At 71.0% G+C, this 23,225-nt stretch carries 22 protein-coding genes; 17 read left to right on the top strand and 5 right to left on the bottom strand.

Annotated features, from left to right (window positions below):
* The first annotated feature begins 13 nt into the window (after positions 1 to 13).
* The 6 genes from ACWTPI_RS28245 to ACWTPI_RS28220 all read left to right on the top strand — a co-directional run bounded on the left by ACWTPI_RS28245 (position 14) and on the right by ACWTPI_RS28220 (position 5,871).
* Positions 14 to 1,207, top strand: coding sequence for an acyl-CoA dehydrogenase family protein (locus ACWTPI_RS28245; RefSeq protein WP_059411544.1), 1,194 nt, complete (start codon positions 14 to 16; stop codon positions 1,205 to 1,207).
* Positions 1,208 to 1,284: 77 nt separating this feature from the next.
* The gene (locus ACWTPI_RS28240; RefSeq protein WP_454733382.1) at positions 1,285 to 2,058 is read left to right on the top strand and encodes an IclR family transcriptional regulator; all 774 of its coding nucleotides are present in this window, start codon (positions 1,285 to 1,287) and stop codon (positions 2,056 to 2,058) included.
* 195 nt (positions 2,059 to 2,253) lie between these two features.
* Entirely contained in the window at positions 2,254 to 3,252 is a 999-nt protein-coding gene (locus tag ACWTPI_RS28235) for a tripartite tricarboxylate transporter substrate binding protein (RefSeq protein WP_020201121.1), read from the top strand.
* Between the two features lie 14 nt (positions 3,253 to 3,266).
* Positions 3,267 to 4,673 carry an MmgE/PrpD family protein gene (locus ACWTPI_RS28230; RefSeq protein WP_454733381.1) on the top strand — a complete coding sequence of 469 codons (1,407 nt, stop codon included), beginning with the start codon at positions 3,267 to 3,269 and terminating at the stop codon, positions 4,671 to 4,673.
* A complete protein-coding gene (locus ACWTPI_RS28225; RefSeq protein ID WP_020201123.1) occupies positions 4,661 to 5,518 on the top strand; it encodes a fumarylacetoacetate hydrolase family protein in 858 nt (285 codons plus the stop codon). Before ACWTPI_RS28230 ends, ACWTPI_RS28225 begins: the two co-directional genes overlap by 13 nt.
* Complete coding sequence (locus ACWTPI_RS28220; protein WP_020201124.1) at positions 5,515 to 5,871, top strand: hypothetical protein; 357 nt, start codon at positions 5,515 to 5,517, stop codon at positions 5,869 to 5,871. Before ACWTPI_RS28225 ends, ACWTPI_RS28220 begins: the two co-directional genes overlap by 4 nt.
* A 33-nt stretch (positions 5,872 to 5,904) precedes the next feature.
* Here the strand turns inward: ACWTPI_RS28220 and hpxZ are convergent, their stop codons facing one another.
* Positions 5,905 to 6,282 (bottom strand): oxalurate catabolism protein HpxZ, encoded by a 378-nt coding sequence (gene hpxZ, locus ACWTPI_RS28215; protein ID WP_454734032.1) that lies wholly within the window; start codon positions 6,280 to 6,282, stop codon positions 5,905 to 5,907.
* A 644-nt stretch (positions 6,283 to 6,926) separates the two neighbouring features.
* Here hpxZ and ACWTPI_RS28210 point away from each other — a divergent pair.
* The 4 genes from ACWTPI_RS28210 to ACWTPI_RS28195 all read left to right on the top strand — a co-directional run bounded on the left by ACWTPI_RS28210 (position 6,927) and on the right by ACWTPI_RS28195 (position 11,568).
* Entirely contained in the window at positions 6,927 to 7,766 is an 840-nt protein-coding gene (locus ACWTPI_RS28210) for a transporter substrate-binding domain-containing protein (RefSeq protein WP_454733380.1), read from the top strand.
* Positions 7,767 to 7,868: 102 nt separating this feature from the next.
* A complete protein-coding gene (locus tag ACWTPI_RS28205) occupies positions 7,869 to 9,476 on the top strand; it encodes an amino acid ABC transporter permease/ATP-binding protein (RefSeq protein ID WP_454733379.1) in 1,608 nt (535 codons plus the stop codon).
* 119 nt (positions 9,477 to 9,595) lie between these two features.
* Positions 9,596 to 10,927, top strand: coding sequence for an LLM class flavin-dependent oxidoreductase (locus tag ACWTPI_RS28200; protein WP_231586410.1), 1,332 nt, complete (start codon positions 9,596 to 9,598; stop codon positions 10,925 to 10,927).
* Between the two features lie 98 nt (positions 10,928 to 11,025).
* Positions 11,026 to 11,568 carry a flavin reductase gene (locus ACWTPI_RS28195; protein WP_020201129.1) on the top strand — a complete coding sequence of 181 codons (543 nt, stop codon included), beginning with the start codon at positions 11,026 to 11,028 and terminating at the stop codon, positions 11,566 to 11,568.
* Positions 11,569 to 11,602: 34 nt separating this feature from the next.
* On the opposite strand, the gene ACWTPI_RS28190 is transcribed toward ACWTPI_RS28195, so the two are convergent.
* The gene (locus tag ACWTPI_RS28190; RefSeq protein WP_020201130.1) at positions 11,603 to 12,130 is read right to left on the bottom strand and encodes a MarR family winged helix-turn-helix transcriptional regulator; all 528 of its coding nucleotides are present in this window, start codon (positions 12,128 to 12,130) and stop codon (positions 11,603 to 11,605) included.
* A gap of 359 nt (positions 12,131 to 12,489) precedes the next feature.
* Between ACWTPI_RS28190 and ACWTPI_RS28185 the strand changes: the two genes are divergently transcribed.
* The 6 genes from ACWTPI_RS28185 to ACWTPI_RS28160 are packed head-to-tail and all read left to right on the top strand — an operon-like array spanning position 12,490 to position 19,489.
* On the top strand, positions 12,490 to 13,752 hold the full coding sequence (locus ACWTPI_RS28185; protein ID WP_020201131.1) for an amidohydrolase/deacetylase family metallohydrolase: 1,263 nt from the start codon (positions 12,490 to 12,492) through the stop codon (positions 13,750 to 13,752).
* 19 nt (positions 13,753 to 13,771) lie between these two features.
* Positions 13,772 to 16,162 (top strand): xanthine dehydrogenase family protein molybdopterin-binding subunit, encoded by a 2,391-nt coding sequence (locus ACWTPI_RS28180; RefSeq protein WP_454733378.1) that lies wholly within the window; start codon positions 13,772 to 13,774, stop codon positions 16,160 to 16,162.
* Positions 16,159 to 16,992: an FAD binding domain-containing protein gene (locus ACWTPI_RS28175; RefSeq protein WP_454733377.1), complete on the top strand. Its 834-nt coding sequence runs from the start codon at positions 16,159 to 16,161 to the stop codon at positions 16,990 to 16,992. Before ACWTPI_RS28180 ends, ACWTPI_RS28175 begins: the two co-directional genes overlap by 4 nt.
* Complete coding sequence (locus tag ACWTPI_RS28170; protein WP_231586411.1) at positions 16,989 to 17,573, top strand: (2Fe-2S)-binding protein; 585 nt, start codon at positions 16,989 to 16,991, stop codon at positions 17,571 to 17,573. Before ACWTPI_RS28175 ends, ACWTPI_RS28170 begins: the two co-directional genes overlap by 4 nt.
* A 24-nt stretch (positions 17,574 to 17,597) precedes the next feature.
* Positions 17,598 to 18,260, top strand: a complete 663-nt coding sequence (locus tag ACWTPI_RS28165) for an SRPBCC family protein (protein WP_454734031.1) — start codon at positions 17,598 to 17,600, stop codon at positions 18,258 to 18,260.
* 17 nt (positions 18,261 to 18,277) lie between these two features.
* The gene (locus tag ACWTPI_RS28160) at positions 18,278 to 19,489 is read left to right on the top strand and encodes an oxamate carbamoyltransferase subunit AllG family protein (RefSeq protein WP_454733376.1); all 1,212 of its coding nucleotides are present in this window, start codon (positions 18,278 to 18,280) and stop codon (positions 19,487 to 19,489) included.
* Positions 19,490 to 19,564: 75 nt separating this feature from the next.
* On the opposite strand, the gene ACWTPI_RS28155 is transcribed toward ACWTPI_RS28160, so the two are convergent.
* The 3 genes from ACWTPI_RS28155 to ACWTPI_RS28145 form a co-directional block, all read right to left on the bottom strand.
* Positions 19,565 to 20,134, bottom strand: coding sequence for a cupin domain-containing protein (locus tag ACWTPI_RS28155; protein WP_454733375.1), 570 nt, complete (start codon positions 20,132 to 20,134; stop codon positions 19,565 to 19,567).
* A gap of 121 nt (positions 20,135 to 20,255) precedes the next feature.
* Positions 20,256 to 20,561, bottom strand: coding sequence for a LysR family transcriptional regulator (locus tag ACWTPI_RS28150; protein WP_454733374.1), 306 nt, complete (start codon positions 20,559 to 20,561; stop codon positions 20,256 to 20,258).
* A gap of 106 nt (positions 20,562 to 20,667) precedes the next feature.
* Complete coding sequence (locus ACWTPI_RS28145; RefSeq protein WP_454733373.1) at positions 20,668 to 21,627, bottom strand: LysR substrate-binding domain-containing protein; 960 nt, start codon at positions 21,625 to 21,627, stop codon at positions 20,668 to 20,670.
* Between the two features lie 210 nt (positions 21,628 to 21,837).
* Between ACWTPI_RS28145 and oxlT the strand changes: the two genes are divergently transcribed.
* Positions 21,838 to 23,181, top strand: coding sequence for an oxalate/formate MFS antiporter (gene oxlT / locus ACWTPI_RS28140; protein WP_059411556.1), 1,344 nt, complete (start codon positions 21,838 to 21,840; stop codon positions 23,179 to 23,181).
* Positions 23,182 to 23,225 lie beyond the last annotated feature (44 nt).

Genomic DNA, 23,225 nt, shown 5'->3' with positions numbered 1-23,225 from the left:
GAGAGACAACACGATGCAAGACGTACAGCCGAATCACGATGCCGTCACGCTGGAGCTTGGCGAGGACTACAAGGAAATCCGCGAAGCCGTGCGCCGCGTGTGCGCCGATTTCCCCGACACCTACTGGCGCGAGATCGACGACGCCGAGGCGTACCCGACCGCGTTCATCGACGCGCTCACGGAAGCCGGCTTCCTGGCCGCGCTGATCCCCGAGGAATACGGCGGCACCGGCATGCCGCTGCGCGCGGCCGCGGTCATCATGGAAGAGATCTGCGCCGCCGGCTGCCACGCCGCGGCCGGCCACGCGCAGATGTACATCATGGGCACCATCCTGCGCCACGGCAGCGCCGAGCAGAAGCGCAAGTACCTGCCGCAGATCGCCGCCGGCAAGCTGCGCCTGCAGGCCTTCGGCGTGACCGAGCCGACCACCGGCTCCGACACCACGCAGCTCAAGACGCGCGCCACGCGCACGGCCAACGGCTACGTGCTCAACGGCCAGAAGGTGTGGACCTCGCGCGCGCTGCACTCGGACCTGATGCTGGTGCTGGCGCGCACCACGCCGGCCAGCGAGGTCAAGAACAAGGTGGACGGCATCTCCACGTTCCTGATCGACATCCGCACCTCGCTCGGCAAGGGCCTCGACATCCGCCCGATCCCGACGATGGTCAACCACCACGCCACCGAGGTGTTCTTCCAGGACCTGGAGATCCCGGCCGACAGCCTGGTCGGCGAGGAAGGCAAGGGCTTCCGCTACATCCTCGACGGCATGAACGCGGAGCGCATGATCACCGCCGCCGAGGCGCTCGGCTCGACGCGCTGGTTCGTGCGCACCGCCACCGCCTACGCCAGCGAGCGCAAGGTGTTCAACCGCCCGATCGGCGCCAACCAGGGGATCCAGTTCCCGATCGCGCAGGCGCACATCCAGTCCGAGGCGGCCGACCTGATGATCCGCCGCGCCACCGCGCTGTTCGAGGCCGGGCTGCCGTGCGGCTCGGAGGCCAACATGGCGCGCTACCTCGCCGCGGAAGCGCTGTGGAACGCCGCCGAGGCATGCATGCAGACCCACGGCGGCTTCGGCTTCGCGCGCGAGTACAACATCGAGCGCAAGTGGCGCGAGGCGCGCCTGGCGCGGATCGCGCCGGTCTCGACCAACCTGATCCTGGCCAACGTCGCCCAGCACGTGCTCGGGCTGCCGCGGTCGTATTGACACGGTCACGCCGCGCCGGCCGGCGGCCGGCGCGGGAGCCGCAAGAGCAAAACCAAGCCAGGAACGGGGACACAGACATGACAGCGCCTGGGAACCAGGACAAGAAAAAACCGGACGGCACCGGATCGTTCAGCCGCTCGCTCGAGGTGCTGGAGCTGTTCTCGATCGAGCAGCGCCCGCTGACCGTGGGCACCGTGGCGGCGCGGCTCGGCTATCCGCAGTCGAGCACCTCGGTGCTGCTCAACCAGCTCGCGCAGCGCGGCTACCTGACGCACCAGCGGGCCGACCGGACCTATTTCCCGACCGCGCGCGTGATGTTCCTCGGCATGTGGATGCAGCACCATTTCCGGCATGGCGAGAACCTCGGGCGCATGGTCGAGGCGGTGGCCGCGGCCACCGGGCGCATCGTGCGGCTGGGCATGCAGAACGGCCTGCAGGTGCAGTACGTGCGCACCGAGGCCGGGCGCCCGGTCAACCTGGACCTGCTGCCGGGCCAGCTGCGGCCGCTGTGCCGCTCGGCGGTGGGCAAGACGCTGCTGATTCCCAAGACACGCGACGAGGTGCAGCGGCTGGTGCGCCATATCAACGCGGTGGAGACCGATTATGAGGAACCTGTCGATTTCGAGGCGCTGTGGGCCGAGCTGGAAACCAGCCGGCGCACCGGTTTCGCCGAGAGCGTGGACGGCGTGCTGCGCGGCAATTCCGCGGTGGCGATGCTGATTCCGTCGCAGGGCTGGGACGTGCCCCTGGCCATCAGCGTGGTGCTGCCCACCAGCAAGCTGGAGGCGCTGCGCGGGCCGACGCTGGCGGCGATGCACGACGCGATCCGCCGCTTCCTGTTCGGCAACTGAGCGATAGCGGGGCAGCACCCGAGCGATATCCGGGTCATACCCGAGCGATACCCGATTTTCCCCGGCCTCCGGCCGGTTTTCCCGATCCCGCCGTGCGGGCAGCGATGCCCGCGCCGGCCACCCCTTTGTCTTGCCGCTTGCAAGGGCCGTGTCGTCGGAAGCTGAAGAAGCGGCATTAATGGAAGGAGACATCTCATGAAACGCATGCACCTGAACCGGGCCCTTGGCCTCCTGCGGGCCGGCCTCGCCATCGGCGCGGCGCTGCTCGCGCTGCCGGGCGCGGCCAGCGCGCAGGGCGGAGGCTACCCGCGCCAGCCGATCCGGCTGGTGGTGCCCTATCCGCCGGGCGGCGGCGCGGACTCGCTGGCGCGCCTGGTCGCCGCCAAGGTGGGCGAGAACCTGGGCCAGACCATCATCATCGACAACCGCCCCGGCGCCAACACCTCGCTGGCCACCGAGATCGTGGCGCGCCAGCCGGCCGACGGCTATACGCTGCTCTACGTGGCCAGCTCGTTCGCCATCAACCCCAGCCTCTACAAGCTGAACTACTCGACCGAGAAGAACTTCACGCCGGTGGCGTTCGTGGCGCGCGTGCCGCTGATCGTGCTGGCCAACAACGCCTATCCGGTGCGCAACGTGCGCGACATGATCGCCGCGGCCAAGGCCAAGCCCGGCGCCGTGACGTTCGCCTCCTACGGCGCCGGCAGCCCCGCGCACCTGGCCGGCGAGCTGTTCGAGCAGATGACCAACACCGCGATGCTGCACGTGCCCTACAAGGGCAGCTCGCCGGCGCTGACCGACCTCATGGCCGGGCAGGTCAACCTGGCCTTCAGCAGCATCGAGCCCGCGCTGCAGCTGCTGCGCGCCGAGAAGGTGCGCCCGATCGCGGTGACGACCGCCAAGCGCATCCAGGCGCTGCCCGACGTGCCGACCATCGCCGAGTCCGGCGTGACCGGCTTCGAGGCGATCGGCTGGAACGGCATCGTGGCGCCGGCCGGCACGCCGCGCGACATCGTCAAGCAGCTCAACGCGGCGGTCAACACCGCGCTGCAGTCGCCGGACCTGAAGGAGAAGTTCGGCACGCAGGGCGTGGAGATCGACCCCAAGACGCCCGAGGCGTTCGGCGCCATGATCCGCAGCGAGAGCGCGAAGTGGGCGGCCGTGGTGAAGAAGGCCGACGTCAAGCTCGACTGAGGCGGGGAGCCATCATGGCATTGACGCTCGAACTCGGCGAATTCGTCGCCGGCGTGGCCGCGCGCGGCGCGCCGGCCACCGCGCACGCGGTGGCCAAGACCGGCTTCATCGACAGCATCGCCACCATGATCGCGGGCCGCGGCGAGGACGCGGTGCGCACCGCGTTCGGCGCGCTCGCGCCGCTGCCGGACGGGCCCGCGCGGCTGTGGTTCGGCGCCACGCGCACCGGCGCCGCCGAGGCCGCGCTGCTCAACGGCATGGCCGCCCACGCGCTGGACTTCGACGACGTATCGCTGCGCGGCCACCCGAGCGCGGTGCTGGTGCCGGCCATCGTGGCGCTGGCGCAGCAGCGCGACGCCTCGGGCCGGGCCATGCTGGACGCCTACGTGGCCGGTTTCGAAGCCTGGGGCGAACTGGTCGACCGCGAATCCGGCATCCACCACATGAAGGGCTGGCACCCGACCGGCGTGTTCGGCGCGGTCGGCGCGGCCGCCGCGTGCGCGTGCCTGATGGGGCTGGACGCGCGCCAGGCCAGCCACGCGCTGGGGCTGGCCGCGTCGCAGAGCGCGGGGCTGATGTCCAACTTCGGCTCGATGGCCAAGCCGTTCCATGCCGGGCGCGCGGCGCAGGCCGGCGTGCTGTCGGCGCGGCTGGCCGCGGCCGGCTTCACCGCCTCGCCCGACGCGCTGGAGCATCCGCAGGGTTTCCTGGCGGCGATTTCCCCGGCCGGCGACGTCGACCGCGAAAGCCCGGCCGACACGCTCGGGCGGCAATGGCGCATCGAGGCGCGCGGCCTCAACCTCAAGAAATACCCGACCTGCTACTACACCCACCGCGCCATCGACGCGCTGCTGGCCCTGCTCGCGCGCGCGCCGCTCGATGCGGCCGAGGTGGCGAGCGTCGACGTGACCATGAGCCGCGAGCATGCCACCGTGCTGCGCAACCACCGTCCCGCCGACGCGCTGGCGGCGAAGTTCAGCATCGAGTTCGCCGTGGCCTCGGCGCTGGTGGCGGGCAAGGTCGGCATGGCGCAGCTCGACGACGATTTCGTGCGCAGCGCGCCCGTGCAGGCGCTGTTCGGGCGCGTGCACGTGTCGTTCGCCAGCGCCTACGACCCCGACACGCCCGGCGCCGCCTTCGCCGACCAGGTGGTGGTGCGCATGCGCGACGGCGCCGTGCACGCCAGCGAGCCGGTCCACCACGCGCTCGGCCACGCGCGGCGCCCGCTGCCGCCGGCCATGCTGCGCGAGAAATTCCTCGACTGCCTGCAGGCGGGCGGAGCCGGGGAGGGCGGGGAGGCCTTGTTCGACCAGTTGCTGTCGCTAGAGCGGCAATCCGCCAACGGCCTGCAGGTCCTGAGCGGACTTGCCGGCCCCGGCACCCACCACCACACATCAACGGAGCATCCATGCGGTTCCTGAGCTTCACCCGCGGCGCGGCCGCGGGCTTCGGCGCGCTCGCCGGCGACGGCGTCATCGATCTTTCCGCCCGCCTCGGCGGCCTCGACTTCGGCGAGGCGCTGCGCGTGCACGGCGCCGATGCGCTGCGCGACCTCGCCGCGCGCCACGCCGCCGACTTCCCGCTGGCCGGCGCCGACGGCATCGAAGCGTATCGCCCGGTGGTGGCCGATCCGCGCCAGATCTTCTGCGTCGGCCTCAACTACCACGAGCACCGCGTCGAGGCGGGCCGCGCCGAGACCGCGTTCCCGACCATCTTCCTGCGCCTGGCCGGCTCGCAGACCGGGCACGGCCAGCCGCTGGTGATCCCGCGCGAAAGCGAGCGCTTCGACTACGAAGGCGAGATCGCCATCGTGATCGGGCGCGGCGGGCGGCGCATCGCGCCCGGGCAGGCGTTCTCGCACATCCTCGGCTTCTCCTGCTACAACGACGGCTCGCTGCGCGACTGGCAGGCCCACACCACGCAGTGGGCGCCGGGCAAGAACTTCCCCGACACCGGCGCGTTCGGCCCGTGGCTGGCCGATACCGACGAGATCCGCGAAGGCGACGTGCTGACGCTGGAGACGCGCATCAACGGCGAGGTGCTGCAGCAGGCGGACACCAGCATGCTGATCTTCGCGATCCCGGAGATCATCGCCTACGTGTCGAGCTTCACCGCGCTGCTGCCCGGCGACGTGATCGTCACCGGCACGCCTGGCGGCGTCGGCTTCAAGCGCCAGCCGCCGCGCTTCATGCGCGCGGGCGACGTGGTCGAGGTCGAGGTCGGCGGCATCGGCACGCTGTCCAACCCGGTGCGCCAGGAAGCGTGAGCGGGCCGCGGGATTCGCTGGCCGCGGAGCTGGCCGCGCTGCGGCGCGAGGTGCGGGCGTCCGGCGCGCAGGCGTGGCGCGCCGCGCGCGCCGGGCATGGCGGCGGCGGTCATGGCGAGCACGGCGACCACGGCGCGGCGCTGTCGCGCGTGCTGGAAACCTGGATCGCCAACACCAACGCGCGCCAGAAGGTGGTGTGCTTTGCCTGCGCGGCCGAGTTCGGCGTGCTGCTCGACGCCGCCTGCGAGCAGGAATGCATGCGCGTGGCGCGCGGCTCGTCCGCGCTCAACGCGCTGTTCTGGGCGGCCATGCGCCGCGTCGGCCGGATCCGGCGGCGGCGCCCGCCGCGCTGAATTGCCGCCGGCGCGGCCGGCGGCGGAGCGCTTCTAGCGGTCCATCCAGCTGACGTGCGCGGCCACCACGCGCCAGCCCTGCGCCTGCCGCACCCAGGTCTGGGTCTGCCGCCCCACGCGCGCCTCGCCGTCGCGGCGGAAGGTCTGGCTGGCGGTGGCGAACGCGCTGCCGAAGGTGGTGATATGGCGGGACAGCACCTCGCGCGCCAGCCCGGCGGCCGGGCGCGCCGCGCGGAACGCCTCGATCTCGGCGTAGCCGACCAGGTTTTCCCCGGAGCCGTAGCGCAGGGTGCGCGGGTCGTGCCAGAACCACTGGCCGAGCGCGCCGAGGTCGTTGCCGACCAGCGCGCGCTCATAGGCTTCTACGGCCTCGGCGACCTCCGCCATCACGGCGGGGTCGTCGACGCGCATCGGCGCGCGCCGCGACGCGCGCGCCCGGGGGGCCGCGGGCGCCATGCGGCGCCCGTTCTTCTTCGATTGTCTCTTTTGCATGATTTCCGGGAAACCGGCTGTGGAAGGTGCTGGCATACAGCACGGTCCGTACCAGCCGTGCTGCCGGGGCGGCGGCGCGCGCGGTGCCGGCTCGCCGTTTGCGCGGGGACGTTCCTGCCCGGGCCGCCGGCGCGCGGCTTGCGTGGCGCCTTGCGCGTGTTTCCGCGCCGTCCGGCGCGCTTTGACGACTTTCGGCGGCTTTCGGCGCTTCCCGGACGCCCCGCCAACGCCCCTTTCATTCGGCTTTCACGCGCCCGGCGACCCGCCAGCAGGGCGGCACGGAGCCATTTCGCCATTTACGTGGCATACCACTCAATTCACCAAAACGACGCCATCCGCACAGGCGCAGTGCGCGCGCCGGCGCGCCCAATCCACCTTGGTGCCGGCGGCGCGCGGCGGCGGCGCGCCGCGCGGGGGCGCCGGCCAGCCGCCGCGCGAATCCGGCCAAGGGTTGGCGGGCGGCAGGGGGTGCGCGGGGGGATGCCCGGCACGGTATTTGCGGTACACCACGCATTCCCGCGATTACCACCCCCGCACCAACCTACTAAAGCGGAGCGACAAGCATGAAATCGAAGCAAGGCAAGGCAACTTTCCCAGCTTTCCTGATGGCAATGGCCACCGCGGCCGCCGTGTTCGGCCTGGGCGCCGGCAGCGCATGGGCGCAAGCCGCGCGGACCCTGGCGGCGGGCACGCTCAAGGTCGGCATGCAAGCGACTTATCCGCCATTCGAATACTACGAGGGCGACAAGATCGTCGGCGCCGACGCCGAACTGGCGCGCGCGCTGGCCAAGCAGCTCGGCGCCGAGGCCAGCTTCGCCGACACGCCGCTGTCGCAGCTCATCCTGGGCCTGAACGCCAGCCGCTACGACATCATCATGTCGGCCATGTACGTGACGCCCGAGCGCAGCGCGCAGGCCGCGGCGATTCCCTACGCCCAGACCGGCTCGGCCATCATGGTGGCCGCCGCGACCGGCCTCAAGCCGCGCACCATGCAGGACCTGTGCGGCATGCACCTGGGCATCGTGCAGGGCACGGCCTGGGTGGGGCAGCTGCACGCGGTCTCCGACAGCTACTGCAAGCCCAACGGCAAGGCCGAGATCCAGATCAGCGAGTTCGCCTCGACCTCGCATGTGTTCCAGGCGCTGCTGTCGAACAACGTGCAGGCCGGCATGCAGGTGGCGGCCACCGCCAAGGCGCTGGCCGACAAGTCCGCCGGCCGCGTGGTGGTGACCTCGACCGAGCTGATCAATCCCCAGACCATCGGCATCTTCGTGCGCAAGGACAACAAGGCGCTCTTCGAGGCCGTGTCGCGGGCCCTGGCGTCTCTCAAGAAATCCGGCGAGTACCCGGCGCTGCTGCAGCGCTACGGGCTGGCGCTGCCGCCGGCGGACAAGGCGTCCTGACGGACCGCGCGATGCCCGCCCGGCACCGTCCCGCGGCTGCTGTCGCTGCAGCAGCCGCGCCGGCGGCCCGCCGCCGCGCGCGGCATTCCCTGGAGAGACCCCATGCATTTTGATCTTGGATACATGCTGACGTTGTTCGCGATGCCGGCATTCTGGAAGGCCAGCCTGACCGTGGTCGAGCTCAGCGGGCTGGCATGGCTGTTCGCGGTGGTGCTGGGCTTCCCGCTGGCGTGCGCGCGGATGTCGGGCGCGCGCATGCTGCGCGTGCCGGCGGCGCTCTACATCTGGCTGTTCCGCAGCCTGCCGCTGCTGGTGCTGATCGTGTTCGTCTACAACATGCCGCAGTTGCTGCCGGCCACCGGCGGCGTGCTGTCGAGTCCGTTCATCTCGGCGCTGATCGCGCTGGCGCTGACCGAGACCGCCTACATGGCGGAGATCCACCGCGGCGCGCTGCTGTCGGTGGCCAAGGGGCAGTACGAGGCCGCCGCCGCGCTGGGTATCCGCCCGGTCGGCACGCAGCGCCTGGTCATCCTGCCGCAGGCGCTGCGCATCGCGCTGCCGACGCTGGGCAACCAGTTCGTGTCCTGCGTGAAGCTGACCTCGCTGGCCTCGGTGATCTCGCTGAGCGAGCTGCTGCTGGTGGGCGAGCGGCTCTACGCGCAGAACTTCCTCGTGATGGAGACGCTGCTGGCCTGCGCGATCTACTACGTGCTGATCGTCACGGTGTTCGGCTGGGCCATGAAGTACGTGGAGCACCGCATGAACACCGCCGGCCGCAAGCCCGCCACGATGAGCGCGGAGCAGGTGGCGACGCTGCGCGGCACGCTGCCGGTGCCCGCGGCGGCGGCCGCGCCCGCGTCCGGCAAGGGCGCGCCGCCGGCCCTGGCCCTCAAGGGCCTGCACAAGCGCTACGGCGAGCACCACGTGCTCAAGGGCATCGATCTCGACGTGCGCGCCGGCGAGGTGGTCTCGATCATCGGCCCGTCGGGCTCGGGCAAGACCTCGCTGATCCGCACCATCAACGCGCTGGAGCGCATCGACGGCGGCGAGATCATCCTGTTCGGCAACACCTTCATCACGGCCACCGACCGCGCCGACATCCCGCGCGTGCGCCGGGGCGTGAAGGACATCGGCATGGTGTTCCAGGGCTTCAACCTGTTTCCCCACCGCACCATTCTCGAGAACGTCACGCTGGCGCCGAACTACCACGGGCGCGGCGGCCGCGCGCTGACCGCCGCGCGCGCGCTGGCGCTGCTCGACAAGGTCGGCCTGCTGGCGCACGCCCACAAGTATCCGCACCAGCTCTCCGGCGGCCAGCAGCAGCGCGTGGCGATCGCGCGGGCGCTGGCGATGGAGCCGGCCATCATGCTGTTCGACGAACCGACCTCGGCGCTCGACCCCGAGCTGGTCGGCGACGTGCTGGCGGTGATCGGCAAGCTGGCGCGCGAGGGCATGACGATGGTCATCGTCACGCACGAGATGGACTTCGCCATGTCGATCTCGGACCGCATCGCCTTCATGGAGGGCGGCACGGTGCAGCTGTTCGCCTCCCCCGCGGAGATCCGGCAGCAGCCCGGCGCCGGGCGCGTGCGCCGCTTCATCGGCCTGGGCGACGCGCCGTGCGGCGACGCGGGCGCCGTGGCGTCGATCGCGCCGCTCGCGCCGGTCGTCCCGGTCGCCGCGCCGGTCGTCGCCGAGCGCGCGGCATGAGCCCGCCGCTCCGCTCCCGCCTGCCGGCCCGGCGCAGCACCGGGCGCCGCGGGCCAACCGTTTTCATTGCCACCGGAGCGCCGGCACGACGCTCCAATTCTTGAAGGACACCTACCGTTATGAATGATCGACACATGGTTCTCGGGATGCTCGCCTACGCCACCGGGCAGCACGCGGCGTCGTGGCTGCAATCCACCGCGCCGGCCGACGCCACCACCAACATCGAGTACTGGCGCAGCGTGGCCGCGCTGGCCGAGGAGGGCATGCTCGACCTGTTCTTCCTGGCCGACAGCCCCGGCGCGCGCACGGAGAAGCTCAACGACTTCTCGCGCTTCCCGTACATGATGAACATGTTCGAGCCGATCTCGCTGCTGTCGGCGCTGGCCGGCACGACCAAGCACATCGGCCTCGGCGCCACCGGCTCGACCAGCTTCTACGAGCCGTACAACCTGGCGCGCCTGTTCGCCTCGCTCGACCACCTCTCGCACGGCCGCGCCGGCTGGAACGTGGTGACGACCGCGAGCGACTACGCCGCGCGCAACTTCGGCCTCGACAAGCTGCCGCCGCACGGCCAGCGCTATGCCCGCGCGCGCGAGTTCTTCGACGTGGTGATGCGCCTGTGGGATACCTGGGAGGACGACGCCTTCCTCGCCGACAAGGCCAACTGCCGCATGTTCGACCCGGCGAAGTTCCACATCACCGACTACCACGGCGAGCACTTCAAGCTGTACGGCGGCCTCAACATCCGGCGCACGCCGCAGGGCCGCCCGGTCATCATCCAGGCGGGCTCGTCCGAGGAAGGCAAGTCCTTCGCCGCGGAAGCCGCCGAGGTGGTGTTCTCGTCGGACCCGACCTTCGAGGAGGCCAGGCAGTTCTACGCCGACGTCAAGGGCCGCATGGCGCGCTTCAACCGCGACACCAGCCAGCTCAAGGTACTGCCGGGGCTGTCGGTGATGGTCGGCAGCAGCAAGGCCGAGGCCGAGGACAAGTACCGCGAGCTGCAGAGCCTGATCCATCCGGACGTGGGCCGCATGCGGCTGGGCATGGACCTGGAGGCGGACCTGACCGGCCTGCCGGTGGACGAGCCGATCCCCGAGCACGTGATCCCGCAGAAGGCCAACCTGCACCAGGCCTATTTCCGCCAGATCACCGCCATGATCCGCGAGCAGAAGCTCACGCTGCGCCAGATCTACTCCAGCTACGACCGCGGCAAGGTGACGCTGTGCGGCACGCCGGAGCAGATCGTCGACCACATGGAGGAATGGGTGGACGGCGGCGCGGCCGACGGTTTCATGCTGGCCTTCCACGTGATCCCGAACGACACCACCGACTTCGTGCGCAAGGTCGTGCCCGAGCTGCAGCGGCGCGGGCGCTTCCGCAAGCAGTACACGGGCACCACGCTGCGCGAGCACCTCGGCCTGGAGCGGCCCGCGAACCGCTACGCGCGCTAGGCATGCGCTGCGCGCGCGGCCGTCCCCGCGCGGGGCGCCGGCGCGTGCCGGCGCCCGCCATGATGTCCGCAGTCAGATTCGATCGAAGGGAAAATGTCATGTCCACCGATACCGTACTCACCCCGGCCGCGCAGGCGGGGACACAGGCCGCCGCCAGGGCCGTCACCGTCGCGGCGTTCCGCGACGCGATGGCCGACCTCGGGGCGGCCGTGCACATCGTCACCACGGATGGCCGCGCCGGGCGCGCGGGCTTCACCGCCTCGGCGGTCTGCAGCGTCACCGACTCGCCGCCGAGCGTGCTGGTCTGCATCAACCGCACGTCCTCGGCCTACGCCGCGACCATCGCCAACGGCGCCGTGTGCATCAACACGCTGAGCGCGGACCAGAAGCCGCTGTCGGCGGCGTTCTCGGCCAAGGCGTCGATGGACGAGCGCTTCGCCAGCGGCGAGTGGTCCGGCGCGCCCGGCAGCGCCCCGGCGCTGCGCGGCGCCATCATGTCGATCCATTGCCGCATCGACAGCGCGGTGCAGGTCGGCACGCACGACATCCTGCTGTGCGAGGTCGACCGCATCGAGAGCAACGCGCACGCCGGCATCCTGATCTACTACAACCGCCGCTACCACGACATCGCGCGCGAGTGAGCGCCGCGCGCGGGGCCGCGGCGGGGCAGGGGCCTCAGTCCTGCGGCAGGCGCAGCGGCACCACGTTGTCGGCGTTGTTGGCCTTGACCAGGCGGATCATCAGCAGCATGAAGATGTCGCGCTCGGCCGGCGACAGGTGGTCGATGGTGCGGTCATGCGCGCGCTGCACCGCGGGCGCCATCTTCCGCAGCAGGCGCTTGCCCTGCGTGGTCAGCTTGACGAGCCGCTGGCGCCGGTCGTGGATGGCCTGCGCGCGGTCGACCAGGCCGCGCGCGTGCAGGCGCGGGATGACCTCGGCCACGCTGGAGCGTTCCAGCCCGATCTCGATCGCGAGCGTGTTCTGGTCGATCTCGCCGAGCGCGTCCAGCGTGCTCAGCAGGCTGTACTGGACCGGCGTGATGTTGAATTCCCCCGCCTCCTCGGCGAACAGGAAGCCGTGGATCTGGTGCATGCGCCGGATCAGGAAGCCGGGGCGCTTGAACAGGGGCGTGCTCGCCTGCAGGACGTCGAGCTCGGCCCGGACCGGATCGGTGATGAATGTCTCGATAGTCGTGGTTGACATGGAATGCTGTAAGCCGAAATTGGGAGCCCGGGTTCTTGTCCGGGACGTGATTCGTCGGATCGGATGGCGCAGGCCGCGCTGTCCGCGCCGGTGCGCCGTGCCACTGCCGAAAAGCAAAATCCGGGCCGCTTGGTGCCGTACATGGTACTGCATGCGCTCGCCAGCAACCCCGCCGCGGGCATCAAAAAGGTGCGCCCGCGCCGGCGCGCCCCACAACTTGGTGCAGCGCGCACGCCAGAGATGCGGGGTATAACCCGCATCAAACCGTTTTTCCCGAGAATCTCCGCGGATGCCGGCCCTGCGTTTATCGGCACGGTATTTGCGGTACACCACACATCTTGTCACCGGAACCGCATCTCATGCCTCAAATTCTGCTCAAGGGTGGCCGCGTCATCGATCCGGCCGCGGCGCTCGACGCCACGCTCGACATCCTCGTCGACGGCAACACCATCGCCGCCATCGGGCCGGACCTCGCCGCGCAGGCGCCGTTCGCCGACGTCATCGACTGCGCTGGCCAACTGGTGCTGCCCGGGCTCATCGACACCCACGGCCACGTGTACCAGTACGTGACCGGGCGCTTCGGCCTGAACGCCGACCATTGCGGCGTGCAGTCGGGCGTGACCACTATCATCGACCAGGGCGGCGCGAGCTGCATCACGCTGCCGGGCTTCCGGCGCTTCGTCGCCGAGCCGGCCGCCACGCGCGTGCTGTCGTACATCTCCGCCTACCTGGTGGGCGGGCTGGAGGGACACTACTATCCCGACCTCTACAACCCCGCCTGCCTCGACGCGGCGGCCACCGTCAAGAGCGCGCTGGCCAACCCGGACCTGGTCAAGGGCGTCAAGGCGCATGCCGAGATCGGCGGTTTCGCGCGTTGGGGCCTGGACGTCATGCGCATCGCCTCGCGCATCGGGCGCGACGCCGCGCTGCCGGTCTACATCCACTTCGGCCAGCTGTGGCCCAAGCCCGAGCAGGGCGGGCGCGAGGTGAACCCGGACTCGATCTTCAACCAGGTGGTGGACATGCTCAAGCCGGGCGACATCCTGGCGCACCCGTTCAGCCGCCACCCGGGCGGCTTCGTCGAGGAAAACGGCCGCCTGCACCCGCTGGTGCACGAGGCGGTGGCGCGCGGGCTCAAGATCGACGTGGGCCACGGCTCGCATTTCAGCTTCAAGACGGCACGCATCGTGCTTGATGCCGGTGTCATTCCCGATACGCTTGGCGCCGACATGCACGGCTACAACACGCACGTTCCCGCTCCCGCCGGCACGCCGGACAGCCACCCGGACGAGGAGCATTCCTTCCTCGGCCGCACCCAGTTCAGCCTGGTCAGCGCGATGAGCAGCATGCTCGCGCTCGGCCTGCCGCTGAACCACGTGGTGGCGATGGCGACCGCCAACGCGGCGCGCATGGCCGGCATGGAAGGCGAGATCGGCACGCTCAAGGTGGGCGGCGCCGCCGACATCAGCGTGCTCGACGACCGCCGCGGCCGCTGGGTGCTGGAAGACAACGAAGGCACGCAACTGGTGACGGACCGCATGCTGTCGCCGCTGTTCTGCCTGCGCGACGGCATCCGCCACGACGCCACTTCGCCGACGCTGCCGCTAGCACGCGCGGCCTGACCGAGCAAGGAGAGAGCCGATGAACCGGCAAGGCAAGGCGAAGGCCCACGACGGGCCGCAGGGCATCGGCGCGTCGCTGCCGCGCAAGGAAGACGAGCGCTTCATGCGCGGGCGCGGCGAGTACGTGGGCAACATCCGCATGGTGGGCATGCTCGACGTGGCCTTCGTGCGCAGCCCGGTCGCGCACGGCCACATCGTCGGCATCGAGAAGCCGGCCGGCTTCGAGCACGCGGTGTACACCATCGCGGATCTCGACGGCGTGGCGCCCATCGTCGCCAATTCGGGGCTGCCCGGCTTCAAGCCCTCGGAGCAGCCGGTGCTGGCGCAGGGCAAGGTGCGCCAGGTCGGCGAGACCATCGCCATGTGCGTGGCGGCCACGCGCGCGGCGGCCGAGGACATCGCCGCGCAGGTCTTCGTGGATTTCGAGGAACTGCCCGCGGTGGTCGACATGCTGGCCGCGCGCAGCGCGCCGCCGGCGCTGGTGCACGAGCACTGGGGCGACAACGTGTTCCTCGAGGCATTCGTCGACGCGCATCCCGAGGTGGATCTCGAGGCCATCCGCCGCGACGCGCCGATCCGCGTGCGCCGCCGGCTGCGCACCGCGCGCCAGAGCATGGCGCCGATGGAAGGGCGCGGCGTGGTGGCGCACTGGGACAAGCGCCTGTCGCAACTGATCGTGCACACCTCGGCGCAGATGCCGCACATCACGCGCACGGGCCTGGCCCACTGCCTGGGCCTGGACGAGGGGCAGGTGCGCGTGATCGCGCCGGACGTCGGCGGCGGCTTCGGCTACAAGGGCATCCTGCTGCCGGAGGAAGTCTGCTGCGGCTGGCTGGCCATGCGGCTGGAAAAGCCGGTGCGCTGGATCGAGGACCGCCGCGAGCAACTGACGGCCAACGCCAATTGCCGCGAGCACGCCTACGACATCGCCGCCTACGCCGACCGCGACGGCCGCCTGCTGGCGGTGGAGTGCGAGGCGCACGTGGACTCGGGCGCCTATTCGTCCTACCCGTTCTCGGCCTGCCTGGAGGCCGCGCAGGTCGGCAGCATCCTGCCGGGGCCGTACAAGATGGAGCGCTACCGCTGCCGCACGTGGTCGGTGGCCACCAACAAGCCGCCCATCCTGCCGTACCGCGGGGTGGCGCGCACCGGGGTCTGCTACGCCATCGAGACCATGATGGACGCGATCGCCGTGCAGGCCGGCATCGAGCCTTACGAAGTGCGGCTGCGCAATCTGGTGCAGCCGCACGAGATGCCCTACGACAACATCACCAACAAGCATTTCGACAGCGGCGACTATCCCGAGGCGGTGCGGCGCGCCATGCGCGCCATCGACCTGCCCGCGGTGCGCGCGCGCCAGCAGCGCGGCGAGGCCGACGGCAGGCGCATCGGCTTCGGCATGGCGGTGTTCTGCGAGCAGGGCGCGCACGGCACCTCGGTCTACCACGGCTGGGGCATCCCGATGGTGCCCGGCTACGAGCCGGCCGTGATCCGGCTGACGCCGGACGGCGTGCTCGAAGTGCGCGCCGGCGTGCACTCGCACGGGCAGAGCATGGAGACCACGCTGGCGCAGATCGCCCACGAGGTGCTCGGCATCGACACCGGGCGCGTGCGCATCGTGCTGGGCGACACCGGCGTCACGCCGTATTCCACCGGCACCTGGGGCTCGCGCTCGATCGTCATGGCGGGCGGCGCGGTGGGCCAGGCGGCCAAGGAACTCAGGCAGCGCCTGCTCAAGATCGGCGCATGGCTGCTCGGCGCGGCGCCGCAGGACGTGCGCTGGGAGGACGGCGCGGTGGTGGGCGCCGGCGGGCGGCGCACGCTGGCGGAAATCGCGCGCACCTGGTATCTGGCGCCGCAGTTGCTGCCGCCGGACGTGGACCCGCGCGGCCTGGAAGTGTCCACCTCCTACCAGGCGCGGCGCGACACCGGCACCTTCAGCTACGCCTGCCACGCGGTGGTGGTGGCGGTGGATACCGAACTGGGCCACACCGAGATCCTCGACTACGCGATCGTCGAGGACGGCGGCGTGCTGATCAACCCGATGGTGGTCGACGGACAGGTGTTCGGCGGCGCCGCGCAGGGCATCGGCACGGCGCTGTACGAAGCCATGCCGTACAGCGCGGACGGCCAGCCGCTCGCTTCGACGCTGGCCGACTACATGCTGCCGGGCGCCACCGAGGTGCCGGCCATCCGGATCGAACACATGGAAACACCCGCGCCTTACACCGAATTCGGCCAGAAGGGCATCGGCGAGAGCGGCGCCATCGGCTCGCCGGCGGCCATCGCCAACGCCGTCAACGATGCGCTGCGCGCGCTTGGCGCCGAGGTGCTGGAGCTGCCGGTATCGCCGCGCGTGGTGGTCGAGGCGCTCAGCCGTGCCCGCGCCGCGGCGGGAGTCGCAGCATGAAGCCGCCGGCATTCGACTACGCCCGCCCGCTGACCTGCGCGGACGCGTTCGCCCATCCCGACCTGGCCGACGGCATGGCCAAGTTCGCGGCCGGCTGCCAGTCGCTCGGGCCGATGATGAACCTGCGCCTGGCCCAGCCCGGCATGCTGGTGGACCTGCGCGCGATTGCCGCGCTGCGCGAATGCGGCGCGCAGGGCGACGCGGCCGTGCTCGGCGCGTGCATCACCCATGCCGAGATCGAGGACGGCAAGGTCGACGACGGCACGCAGGGGCTGATGCCCCACGTGGCGCGCGGCATCGCCTACCGCGCGGTGCGCAACCGCGGCACGCTGGGCGGCAGCCTGGCCCATGCCGACCCCGCCGCCGACTGGATCAACACCATGTGCGCGCTCGACGCCGAGTTCCTGGTCAGCGGCCCGCGCGGCGCGCGCACGGTGGCCAGCGCCGACTGGATGCTGGGCGCCTTCACCACCGCGCTGGAGGGCGACGAGATCCTGACCGGCGTGCGCTACCGGCGGCTGTCGCCGGCGGCGCGCTGGGCCTACTACAAATTCAACCGCAAGCCCGGCGAATTCGCCGAGGCGATCGCCATCGTGATCGACGATCCGGCCGCCGGCACGTGCCGCGCGGTGATCGGCGCCATCGACGGCGCGCCGCACCGGATCGACGACGCGCGCGCGCTGCTCGCGCCGGGCGCCGATGCCGGCTTGCCCGGGCGCCACGTCGAGGCCGCCGGGCTGGACGCGGACAGCTATGAATTCCAGGTGCACCGCGTGGCGCTCGAGCGCGCCATCGCCATCGTGCAGCGCCACGGCAGGAACCCGCTATGAACGACCTCACCGATCTTTCCGACCTCACCGACCCCGCTGCCTCTGGCGGCCACGACGCCGTGACCGTGCCCGTGATCGAGCACGCCATCGAGCTGACCGTCAACCGCGCCCGCGTGCGGGCCACGGTGGAGCCGCGCACCAGTCTGGCCGATTTCCTGCGCGAGCAGCAGATGCTGTGCGGCACCAACATCGGCTGCGAGCAGGGTGTGTGCGGCGCCTGCACGCTGCTGGTCGACGGCGCGCCCGCGCGCTCCTGCATCACGCCGGCGGTGGCCTGCGCCGGCGCGAGCGTGCAGAGCATCGAAGGCTTCGACGACGACCCCGCCATGCGCGAGCTGCGCGAGGCCTTCCGCGCCGAGCACGCGCTGCAATGCGGCTACTGCACGCCCGGCATGCTGATGACCGCGCGCGACATCGTGACCCGGCTGCCCGATGCCGACGACGCGCGCGTGCGGCTGGAGCTGTCCGGCAACCTGTGCCGCTGCACCGGCTACGTCGGCATCGTGCGGGCCATCCGGCGCGTGCTGGAGGCGCGCCGCGCGCGTGCCGCCGCGCCGGCTGTGCAACTCGCCGGCGCCTGATTCAGGAATTCACAGGGAACCATGATGGAAATCGAACAAAGCTTCACCGTGCCATACCCGCGCGCCAGCGTGTGGGCCTGCTTCCATGACGCGCCGGGCGTGGTCGGCTGCCTGCCCGGCGCGTCGCTGCTCGCGCCGCCCGAGGGCGGCCTGCTCAAGCTGGCGATGGCGGTCAAGCTGGGCCCGATCGCCGCCTCGTTCAGCGGCGACGGCGAGATGCGGCTCGACGAAGACGCCTTCCGCGGCAGCGTCAGCGGCGGCGGCGTCGATCGCAAGAGCGCCTCGCGCGTCAAGGGCGTGGCGGCCTTCGCGCTGGAAGAGGCGGCGCCGGGACAGACGCGCGTCGACGTGAAGGTCGACTACACGATCGCCGGCAGCCTCGCGCAGTTCTCGCGCGGCGGCCTGGTGAAGGACCTCGCCACGCGCATGACCGAGGCCTTCGCCGCCAACCTCAAGGCCAGGCTCGACGCCAGCGCGCCGGCGGCGGCCCCCGCGCCGGCGGCGCCCGTGCCCGCCGGCGACGCATCGCCGGCCGTGGCCAGCGCGCCGGCGCCGGCGCCCATGTCCGCGCCCGCCGCGGCCGCGCGCCAGCCGATGCCCGCCAACGCGCCGCTCAACCTCGGCAACCTGTTCTGGAAGATCCTGTGGGCACGGCTGCGCGGCCTGTTCGGCGCGGGAAGCCGCTGATGATGCCCGCGACACCGATGCCGGACACATCCGCCGCGGCCGGCCGCGCCAACGACGCCGCGCTGCAACGGCTCTACGCCGTGCGGCCGCAGTGGCAGGGCGTGCGCAGCGCACGCGACGCCGTCGGCCTGCCGGACCGCACGCTGCTGCACGCCGGGCCGCCGTTCGCCGACCCGCGCGCGCCGTCGGCGCCGGTGCTGTCGTCGGCGGTGCTGTGCTGCCTGTACGAAGGCTGGGCGGACACCGAAGCCGAGGCCGAGGCGCTGATCGCGTCCGGCGCGGTGACGCTGGCCAGCGCGCAGTCGTTCGACGTGGTGACGCCGCTGGCCGCGGTCATCTCGCCGCGCACCGCGCTGGTGGAAGTGGCCGACGCCGGCAACCCCGCCAACCGCGCGTGGTCGCTGCTGGGCAGCGGCGCGGGGCCGCAGATCCGCTTCGGCAGCCGCGACCCGGCCGTGCTGGCGCGCCTCGGCTGGCGCGACGACGTGCTGGCGCCGGCGCTGGCGGCGACGCTGGCGCGCTGCCCGGTCGACCTGATCCCGCTGGCCCGCCACGGCGTGGACGGCGGCGACGACCTGCACGCGCGCACCGCGAGCGCCACCGCCGCGCTGATCCGGCACCTGGCGCCGCGCGTGCACGACGAGGAGGTCATGGCGGTGCTGGCGCGCACGCCGCTGTTCTTCCTCACGTTGTGGATGGCGGCCTGCCACACCATGACGGCGGCGGCGGCGCACGGCGCCGCGCCCGAGGCCACGCTGGTGGTGGCGCTGGCCGGCAACGGCAGCGAGGTCGGCGTGCGGCTGGCGGGCCGCGCGTCGCGCTGGTTCACCGCGCGCGCGGACGCGCCGGACGGCCCGCGCCTCGACGCGGCCTGCACCGTGGCCGCCGCGCCGATGACCGGCGACAGCGGCGTCATCGATGCCGCCGGTTTCGGCGCGCAGGCGCTGGCGCTGGCCCCCGAGCCGGCGGCGGCGTTCTCGGCGTGGCTGCCGCCGCGCTGGCAGGAGAGCCAGGCGTGCCTGTACGCGGGCCGGCATCCGGCCTTCGCCGACCTGCGCTGCGGGCTGGATGCCGCGCGCGTGGCGGCCGGGCAGGCCGCGCCGCTGGCCGCCATCGCGATGATCGGTGCCGATGGCCGCACGGGCCTGCTGGGGCGGGGACTGTTCACGGCGCCGGCGGCGCTGTTCGCGTCGGCATTGCCGGGCGCGGCGGCGCAGCACGGCGCGTAGCGGGGCGGCGCGCCGTCCGGGCCGCGCGACGGCGAAGAGCGCCTTGCGCGGCGCCGCGATGGCGCGGCTGCGCGCTCAGAGCGGCAGCGTCATCAGCAGCGTCAGCGCCGAGGTGTCGCGCAGGCCGGCCCGCGTGGCCAGCCGGCGCAAGGCGGCCAGCGCCGCGCCGCCCGCCTCGCCAAGCCGGCTGGCGAGGTTCAGCCGCGCCAGCACGCGCGTGGCGAAGCGCAGCATGAAGGGCACCTGCCTGCGGCAGAACGCGACCTTGCGCACGTAGCCGTCGACTTCCCACAGCCACGTGGTGTTGGCAGGGAAGTAGGCGATGTCGCCGGCGCGCAGCGCGTGCGTGCGCCCGTCGGCACTGGTGACCTGGACCTTGCCTTCCAGGATCACCACGGTTTCTTCCCAGCCGTAGTACCACTGGAAGGTGCCGGAAGTGCATTCCCACAGATTGGTGCAAGCCAGCCCGTCGACGGCGCGCGAGTGCAGCGCCGCGCGCGACTGCGGCTCGCCGGCGCGGATCCAGGCCGGGTCGATGGGGCAGTTCTGCATCGGCAGGTCGCGCGTGTTGGCGAACGCGCCTGCGCGGCGCCGCGCGGGCGTGCGTTCCGGCGTAGCGGTGCCGGACATCGTTTGCGAGCCCATGTCAGCCTCCCGTTGTCTTGACTGGTAGGCCGAATTTAGCGGGCGGCGGGCGCGCGTTAAGTGCGCAAGCGCACTTTCGGGCGAGCCCGCCCGGCGGACACGCTCGGCGCGGCGGCCCGGCTCAGTTGGCCCGGCCGGCCAGCGCGCGCAGGTACTCGTTCTTCTTGTCGAGAATCAGCTTGCCGAGGAAACCGGCGTCATAGGCCTTGAGCAGGTGCGCGTGGTATTGCTCGAGATAGTGCGCGATGCGGTTTTGCTCGCATTCGATGCCGCACAGCCAGGCGAACGTCTCGCCGTCCCAGCGGAAACGCAGGCCGAGTTCGGTGAAGGCGGCGTTGTAGGCGGCAAGCTGGGCGTCGTCGGCCGCCGCGGGGGCGCTGGCGGCGGCATGGCTGGCGGGGCGGACTGCGGACTGGACCTGGTTCATGATCGGACTCCTCGGGCGCTTGGCAGTGGTGGGCCTGCACCGAAGCATAGGGTTGCCGATCAATTAACGATAATTAAAGTTAAATCGAGTAACCATAAGTCATTGTTTATGGTTTGGGCGCCGGCCGCCGGCGCGGCCGGATCAGCCCATCCACGCCGGTGATGCGCTGGATCAGGCTGGCGCCTTCTTCCATCAGGAAATGCTTGAAGGCGAGCGCCACCGGCGGCAGGCGCTTGTTCTTGCGGTGCACCACGTACCAGTTGAGCATCACCGGGAACCCCGCGATGTCGAGCACGGCGAGGTTGCCGGTCTGCAGTTCGAGCCCCACGGTGTGGGCCGACAGGAAGGCGATGCCCATGTTGGCGATCACGGCCTGCTTGATGGTTTCGGTGCTCTTGATCTCCATCGCGATGCGCATGTTCGACAGCCGCCCGGCAAAACCCTCCTGCATGGAGTTCCAGGTGTCCGAGCCTTTCTCGCGCGCGACGAAGGCTTCGTCGGTCAGCGCCGACAGCGGGATGTTGCGCTTGCCCACGAGGTGGTGGCCGGGCGCGGCGACGATGACGTAGGGGTGCGGCGCGAACGGCTCGCTGATGGTGTCCATGCCCTCGGGCGGGCGCACCATCACGGCGAGGTCGGTGAGGTTGCCGGCGAGCTGGTGCAGCAATTCCTCGCGGTTGTGCACCGCAAGGTTGAGCCTCACGCCGTCGTGGCGCTGCATGAACTGCGCGAGCAGGCGCGGGAAGAAGTAGTCGCCGGCGCTGATCACGGCCACGTTGAGGCGTCCGCCGGAGATGCCCTTGAGCTGCGACATGGCATCTTCCGCTTCGCGGAATTGCTGCATGATGCTGCGGCTGTAGTGCAGCATCTCGGTGCCCGCTGGCGTGAGGTAGATCCTCTTGCCCAGCTGCTCGAACAGCGGCAGGCCGACGTGCCCCTCGAGCTGGCGCACCTGCGTGGAGACCGCGGGCTGGGTCAGGTGCAGCTCTTCGGCCGCGCGCGAAAAGCTCAGGTGGCGGGCGACGGTCTCGAAAACCTTCAGCTGGCGCAGCGTGGCGTTCTTCATGCACGGGTCCGCCCGATATATAAGGGATCGTCAATGATCATAATAAAAAACTTTATGTCGTGCCGTACTTAGTTTGAACTAGCATCAGTCCACGGATGCAACGTGCCGCAATGTCAGGCGCGCTCGATCAGTAGTGACCAAGGGCTCCCCCAGCAGAGACGCCCATCCCTCGCGCCGCAGAGCGCGACAGCACTATGCAGGAGACACGACATGACGCACGACAACACGGCGGCCTCCGCCCACGGCCGTTCCGGCTGGCTCCGCAATCGCTGGTTCCAGCTCGCGATCGGCGTGGTCTGCATGGGGCTGGTGGCCAATCTCCAATATGGCTGGACGCTGTTCGTCGGACCGATGAACGCCAGGCATCACTGGGGCGAATCGGCCATCCAGGTCGCCTTTTCCATCTTCATCGTGACCGAGACCTGGCTGGTGCCGCTCGAAGGCTGGCTGGTCGACAAGCTCGGGCCGCGCCCGGTGGTGGCGGCCGGCGCGCTGTGCGCGGGACTCGCCTGGGTCATCAATGCCTATGCCACCAGCCTGCCGCAGCTCTACTTGGCCGCGGTGATCGCCGGCATCGGCGCGGGCGGGGTGTACGGCACCTGCGTGGGCAACGCGCTCAAGTGGTTCCCCGACCGGCGCGGCCTCGCGGCCGGGCTGACCGCGGCCGGCTTCGGCGCGGGCTCGGCGCTCACCGTGATTCCCATCGCCAACATGATCCAGCGCTCGGGCTACGAGCATGCCTTCATCACCTTCGGCATCCTGCAGGGCGTCTGCATCCTGCTGATGGCGCTGCTGCTGGTCAAGCCGCGCCCGCCCGCGGGCGCCACGGCGAGCAAGGCGGTGCTGACCAACCCGCTCGAATTCACGCCGGGGCGCATGGTCAGGACGCCGGTGTTCTGGGTCATCTACGCCTCGTTCGTGGCGGTGGCCGCGGGCGGCATCATGGCCACCGCGCAGCTCGGCCCGATCGCGCGCGATTTCGGCTTTGCCTCGATGCCGGTGACGATGCTGGGCTTCACGCTGCCGCTGCTGACCATGACGCTGTCGATCGACAACCTCTGCAACGGGCTGACGCGGCCGCTGTGCGGCTTCATCTCCGACCGCATCGGGCGCGAGAACACCATGTTCTTCATCTTCATCGGCGAAGGGCTGTCGCTGCTCGGGCTGATGGAGTTCGGCCACAACCCGTACTGGTTCATGACGTTCGCCGCGCTGACCTTCCTGTTCTGGGGCGAGATCTTCTCGATCTTCCCGGCGCTGTGCGCCGACACCTTCGGCAGCAAGTTCGCCGCGGCCAACGCCGGCACGCTCTACACCGCGAAGGGCACGGCGGCGATGCTGGTGCCGCTGGCGTCCGTGCTGTCCGCGCGCGGCGGCTGGGACGCGGTGTTCACGGTGGCGGCGGTGGTGACTATCGTCGCCGGTCTGTCCGCCAAGCTGGTGCTGGCGCCGATGCGCCGGCGCTTCATCACCGGCCATGCCGGCGAGGCCGTGCCGGTGGGCACGGACAGCACCGCCTATCTCGCCGCGCTGTCGCCACGCAAGAGCGAATAGGCAAGCCACCCGGGGCACCACCGCACCAGCAGCAGCCCGGCCCT

Source organism: Cupriavidus ulmosensis (assembly GCF_977008105.1).
The sequence above is the reverse complement of the archived record's forward strand: the minus strand, read 5'-3'. Positions and strand labels throughout refer to the sequence as shown.

Coding starts and splice junctions, on each gene's coding strand:
- ACWTPI_RS28245 (WP_059411544.1), top strand. CDS start 14: ATGCAAGACGTACAGCCGAATCACGATGCCGTCACGCTGGAGCTTGGC.
- ACWTPI_RS28240 (WP_454733382.1), top strand. CDS start 1,285: ATGACAGCGCCTGGGAACCAGGACAAGAAAAAACCGGACGGCACCGGA.
- ACWTPI_RS28235 (WP_020201121.1), top strand. CDS start 2,254: ATGAAACGCATGCACCTGAACCGGGCCCTTGGCCTCCTGCGGGCCGGC.
- ACWTPI_RS28230 (WP_454733381.1), top strand. CDS start 3,267: ATGGCATTGACGCTCGAACTCGGCGAATTCGTCGCCGGCGTGGCCGCG.
- ACWTPI_RS28225 (WP_020201123.1), top strand. CDS start 4,661: ATGCGGTTCCTGAGCTTCACCCGCGGCGCGGCCGCGGGCTTCGGCGCG.
- hpxZ (WP_454734032.1), bottom strand. CDS start 6,282: ATGCGCGTCGACGACCCCGCCGTGATGGCGGAGGTCGCCGAGGCCGTA.
- ACWTPI_RS28210 (WP_454733380.1), top strand. CDS start 6,927: ATGAAATCGAAGCAAGGCAAGGCAACTTTCCCAGCTTTCCTGATGGCA.
- ACWTPI_RS28205 (WP_454733379.1), top strand. CDS start 7,869: ATGCATTTTGATCTTGGATACATGCTGACGTTGTTCGCGATGCCGGCA.
- ACWTPI_RS28200 (WP_231586410.1), top strand. CDS start 9,596: ATGAATGATCGACACATGGTTCTCGGGATGCTCGCCTACGCCACCGGG.
- ACWTPI_RS28195 (WP_020201129.1), top strand. CDS start 11,026: ATGTCCACCGATACCGTACTCACCCCGGCCGCGCAGGCGGGGACACAG.
- ACWTPI_RS28190 (WP_020201130.1), bottom strand. CDS start 12,130: ATGTCAACCACGACTATCGAGACATTCATCACCGATCCGGTCCGGGCC.
- ACWTPI_RS28185 (WP_020201131.1), top strand. CDS start 12,490: ATGCCTCAAATTCTGCTCAAGGGTGGCCGCGTCATCGATCCGGCCGCG.
- ACWTPI_RS28180 (WP_454733378.1), top strand. CDS start 13,772: ATGAACCGGCAAGGCAAGGCGAAGGCCCACGACGGGCCGCAGGGCATC.
- ACWTPI_RS28175 (WP_454733377.1), top strand. CDS start 16,159: ATGAAGCCGCCGGCATTCGACTACGCCCGCCCGCTGACCTGCGCGGAC.
- ACWTPI_RS28170 (WP_231586411.1), top strand. CDS start 16,989: ATGAACGACCTCACCGATCTTTCCGACCTCACCGACCCCGCTGCCTCT.
- ACWTPI_RS28165 (WP_454734031.1), top strand. CDS start 17,598: ATGGAAATCGAACAAAGCTTCACCGTGCCATACCCGCGCGCCAGCGTG.
- ACWTPI_RS28160 (WP_454733376.1), top strand. CDS start 18,278: ATGCCGGACACATCCGCCGCGGCCGGCCGCGCCAACGACGCCGCGCTG.
- ACWTPI_RS28155 (WP_454733375.1), bottom strand. CDS start 20,134: ATGGGCTCGCAAACGATGTCCGGCACCGCTACGCCGGAACGCACGCCC.
- ACWTPI_RS28150 (WP_454733374.1), bottom strand. CDS start 20,561: ATGAACCAGGTCCAGTCCGCAGTCCGCCCCGCCAGCCATGCCGCCGCC.
- ACWTPI_RS28145 (WP_454733373.1), bottom strand. CDS start 21,627: ATGAAGAACGCCACGCTGCGCCAGCTGAAGGTTTTCGAGACCGTCGCC.
- oxlT (WP_059411556.1), top strand. CDS start 21,838: ATGACGCACGACAACACGGCGGCCTCCGCCCACGGCCGTTCCGGCTGG.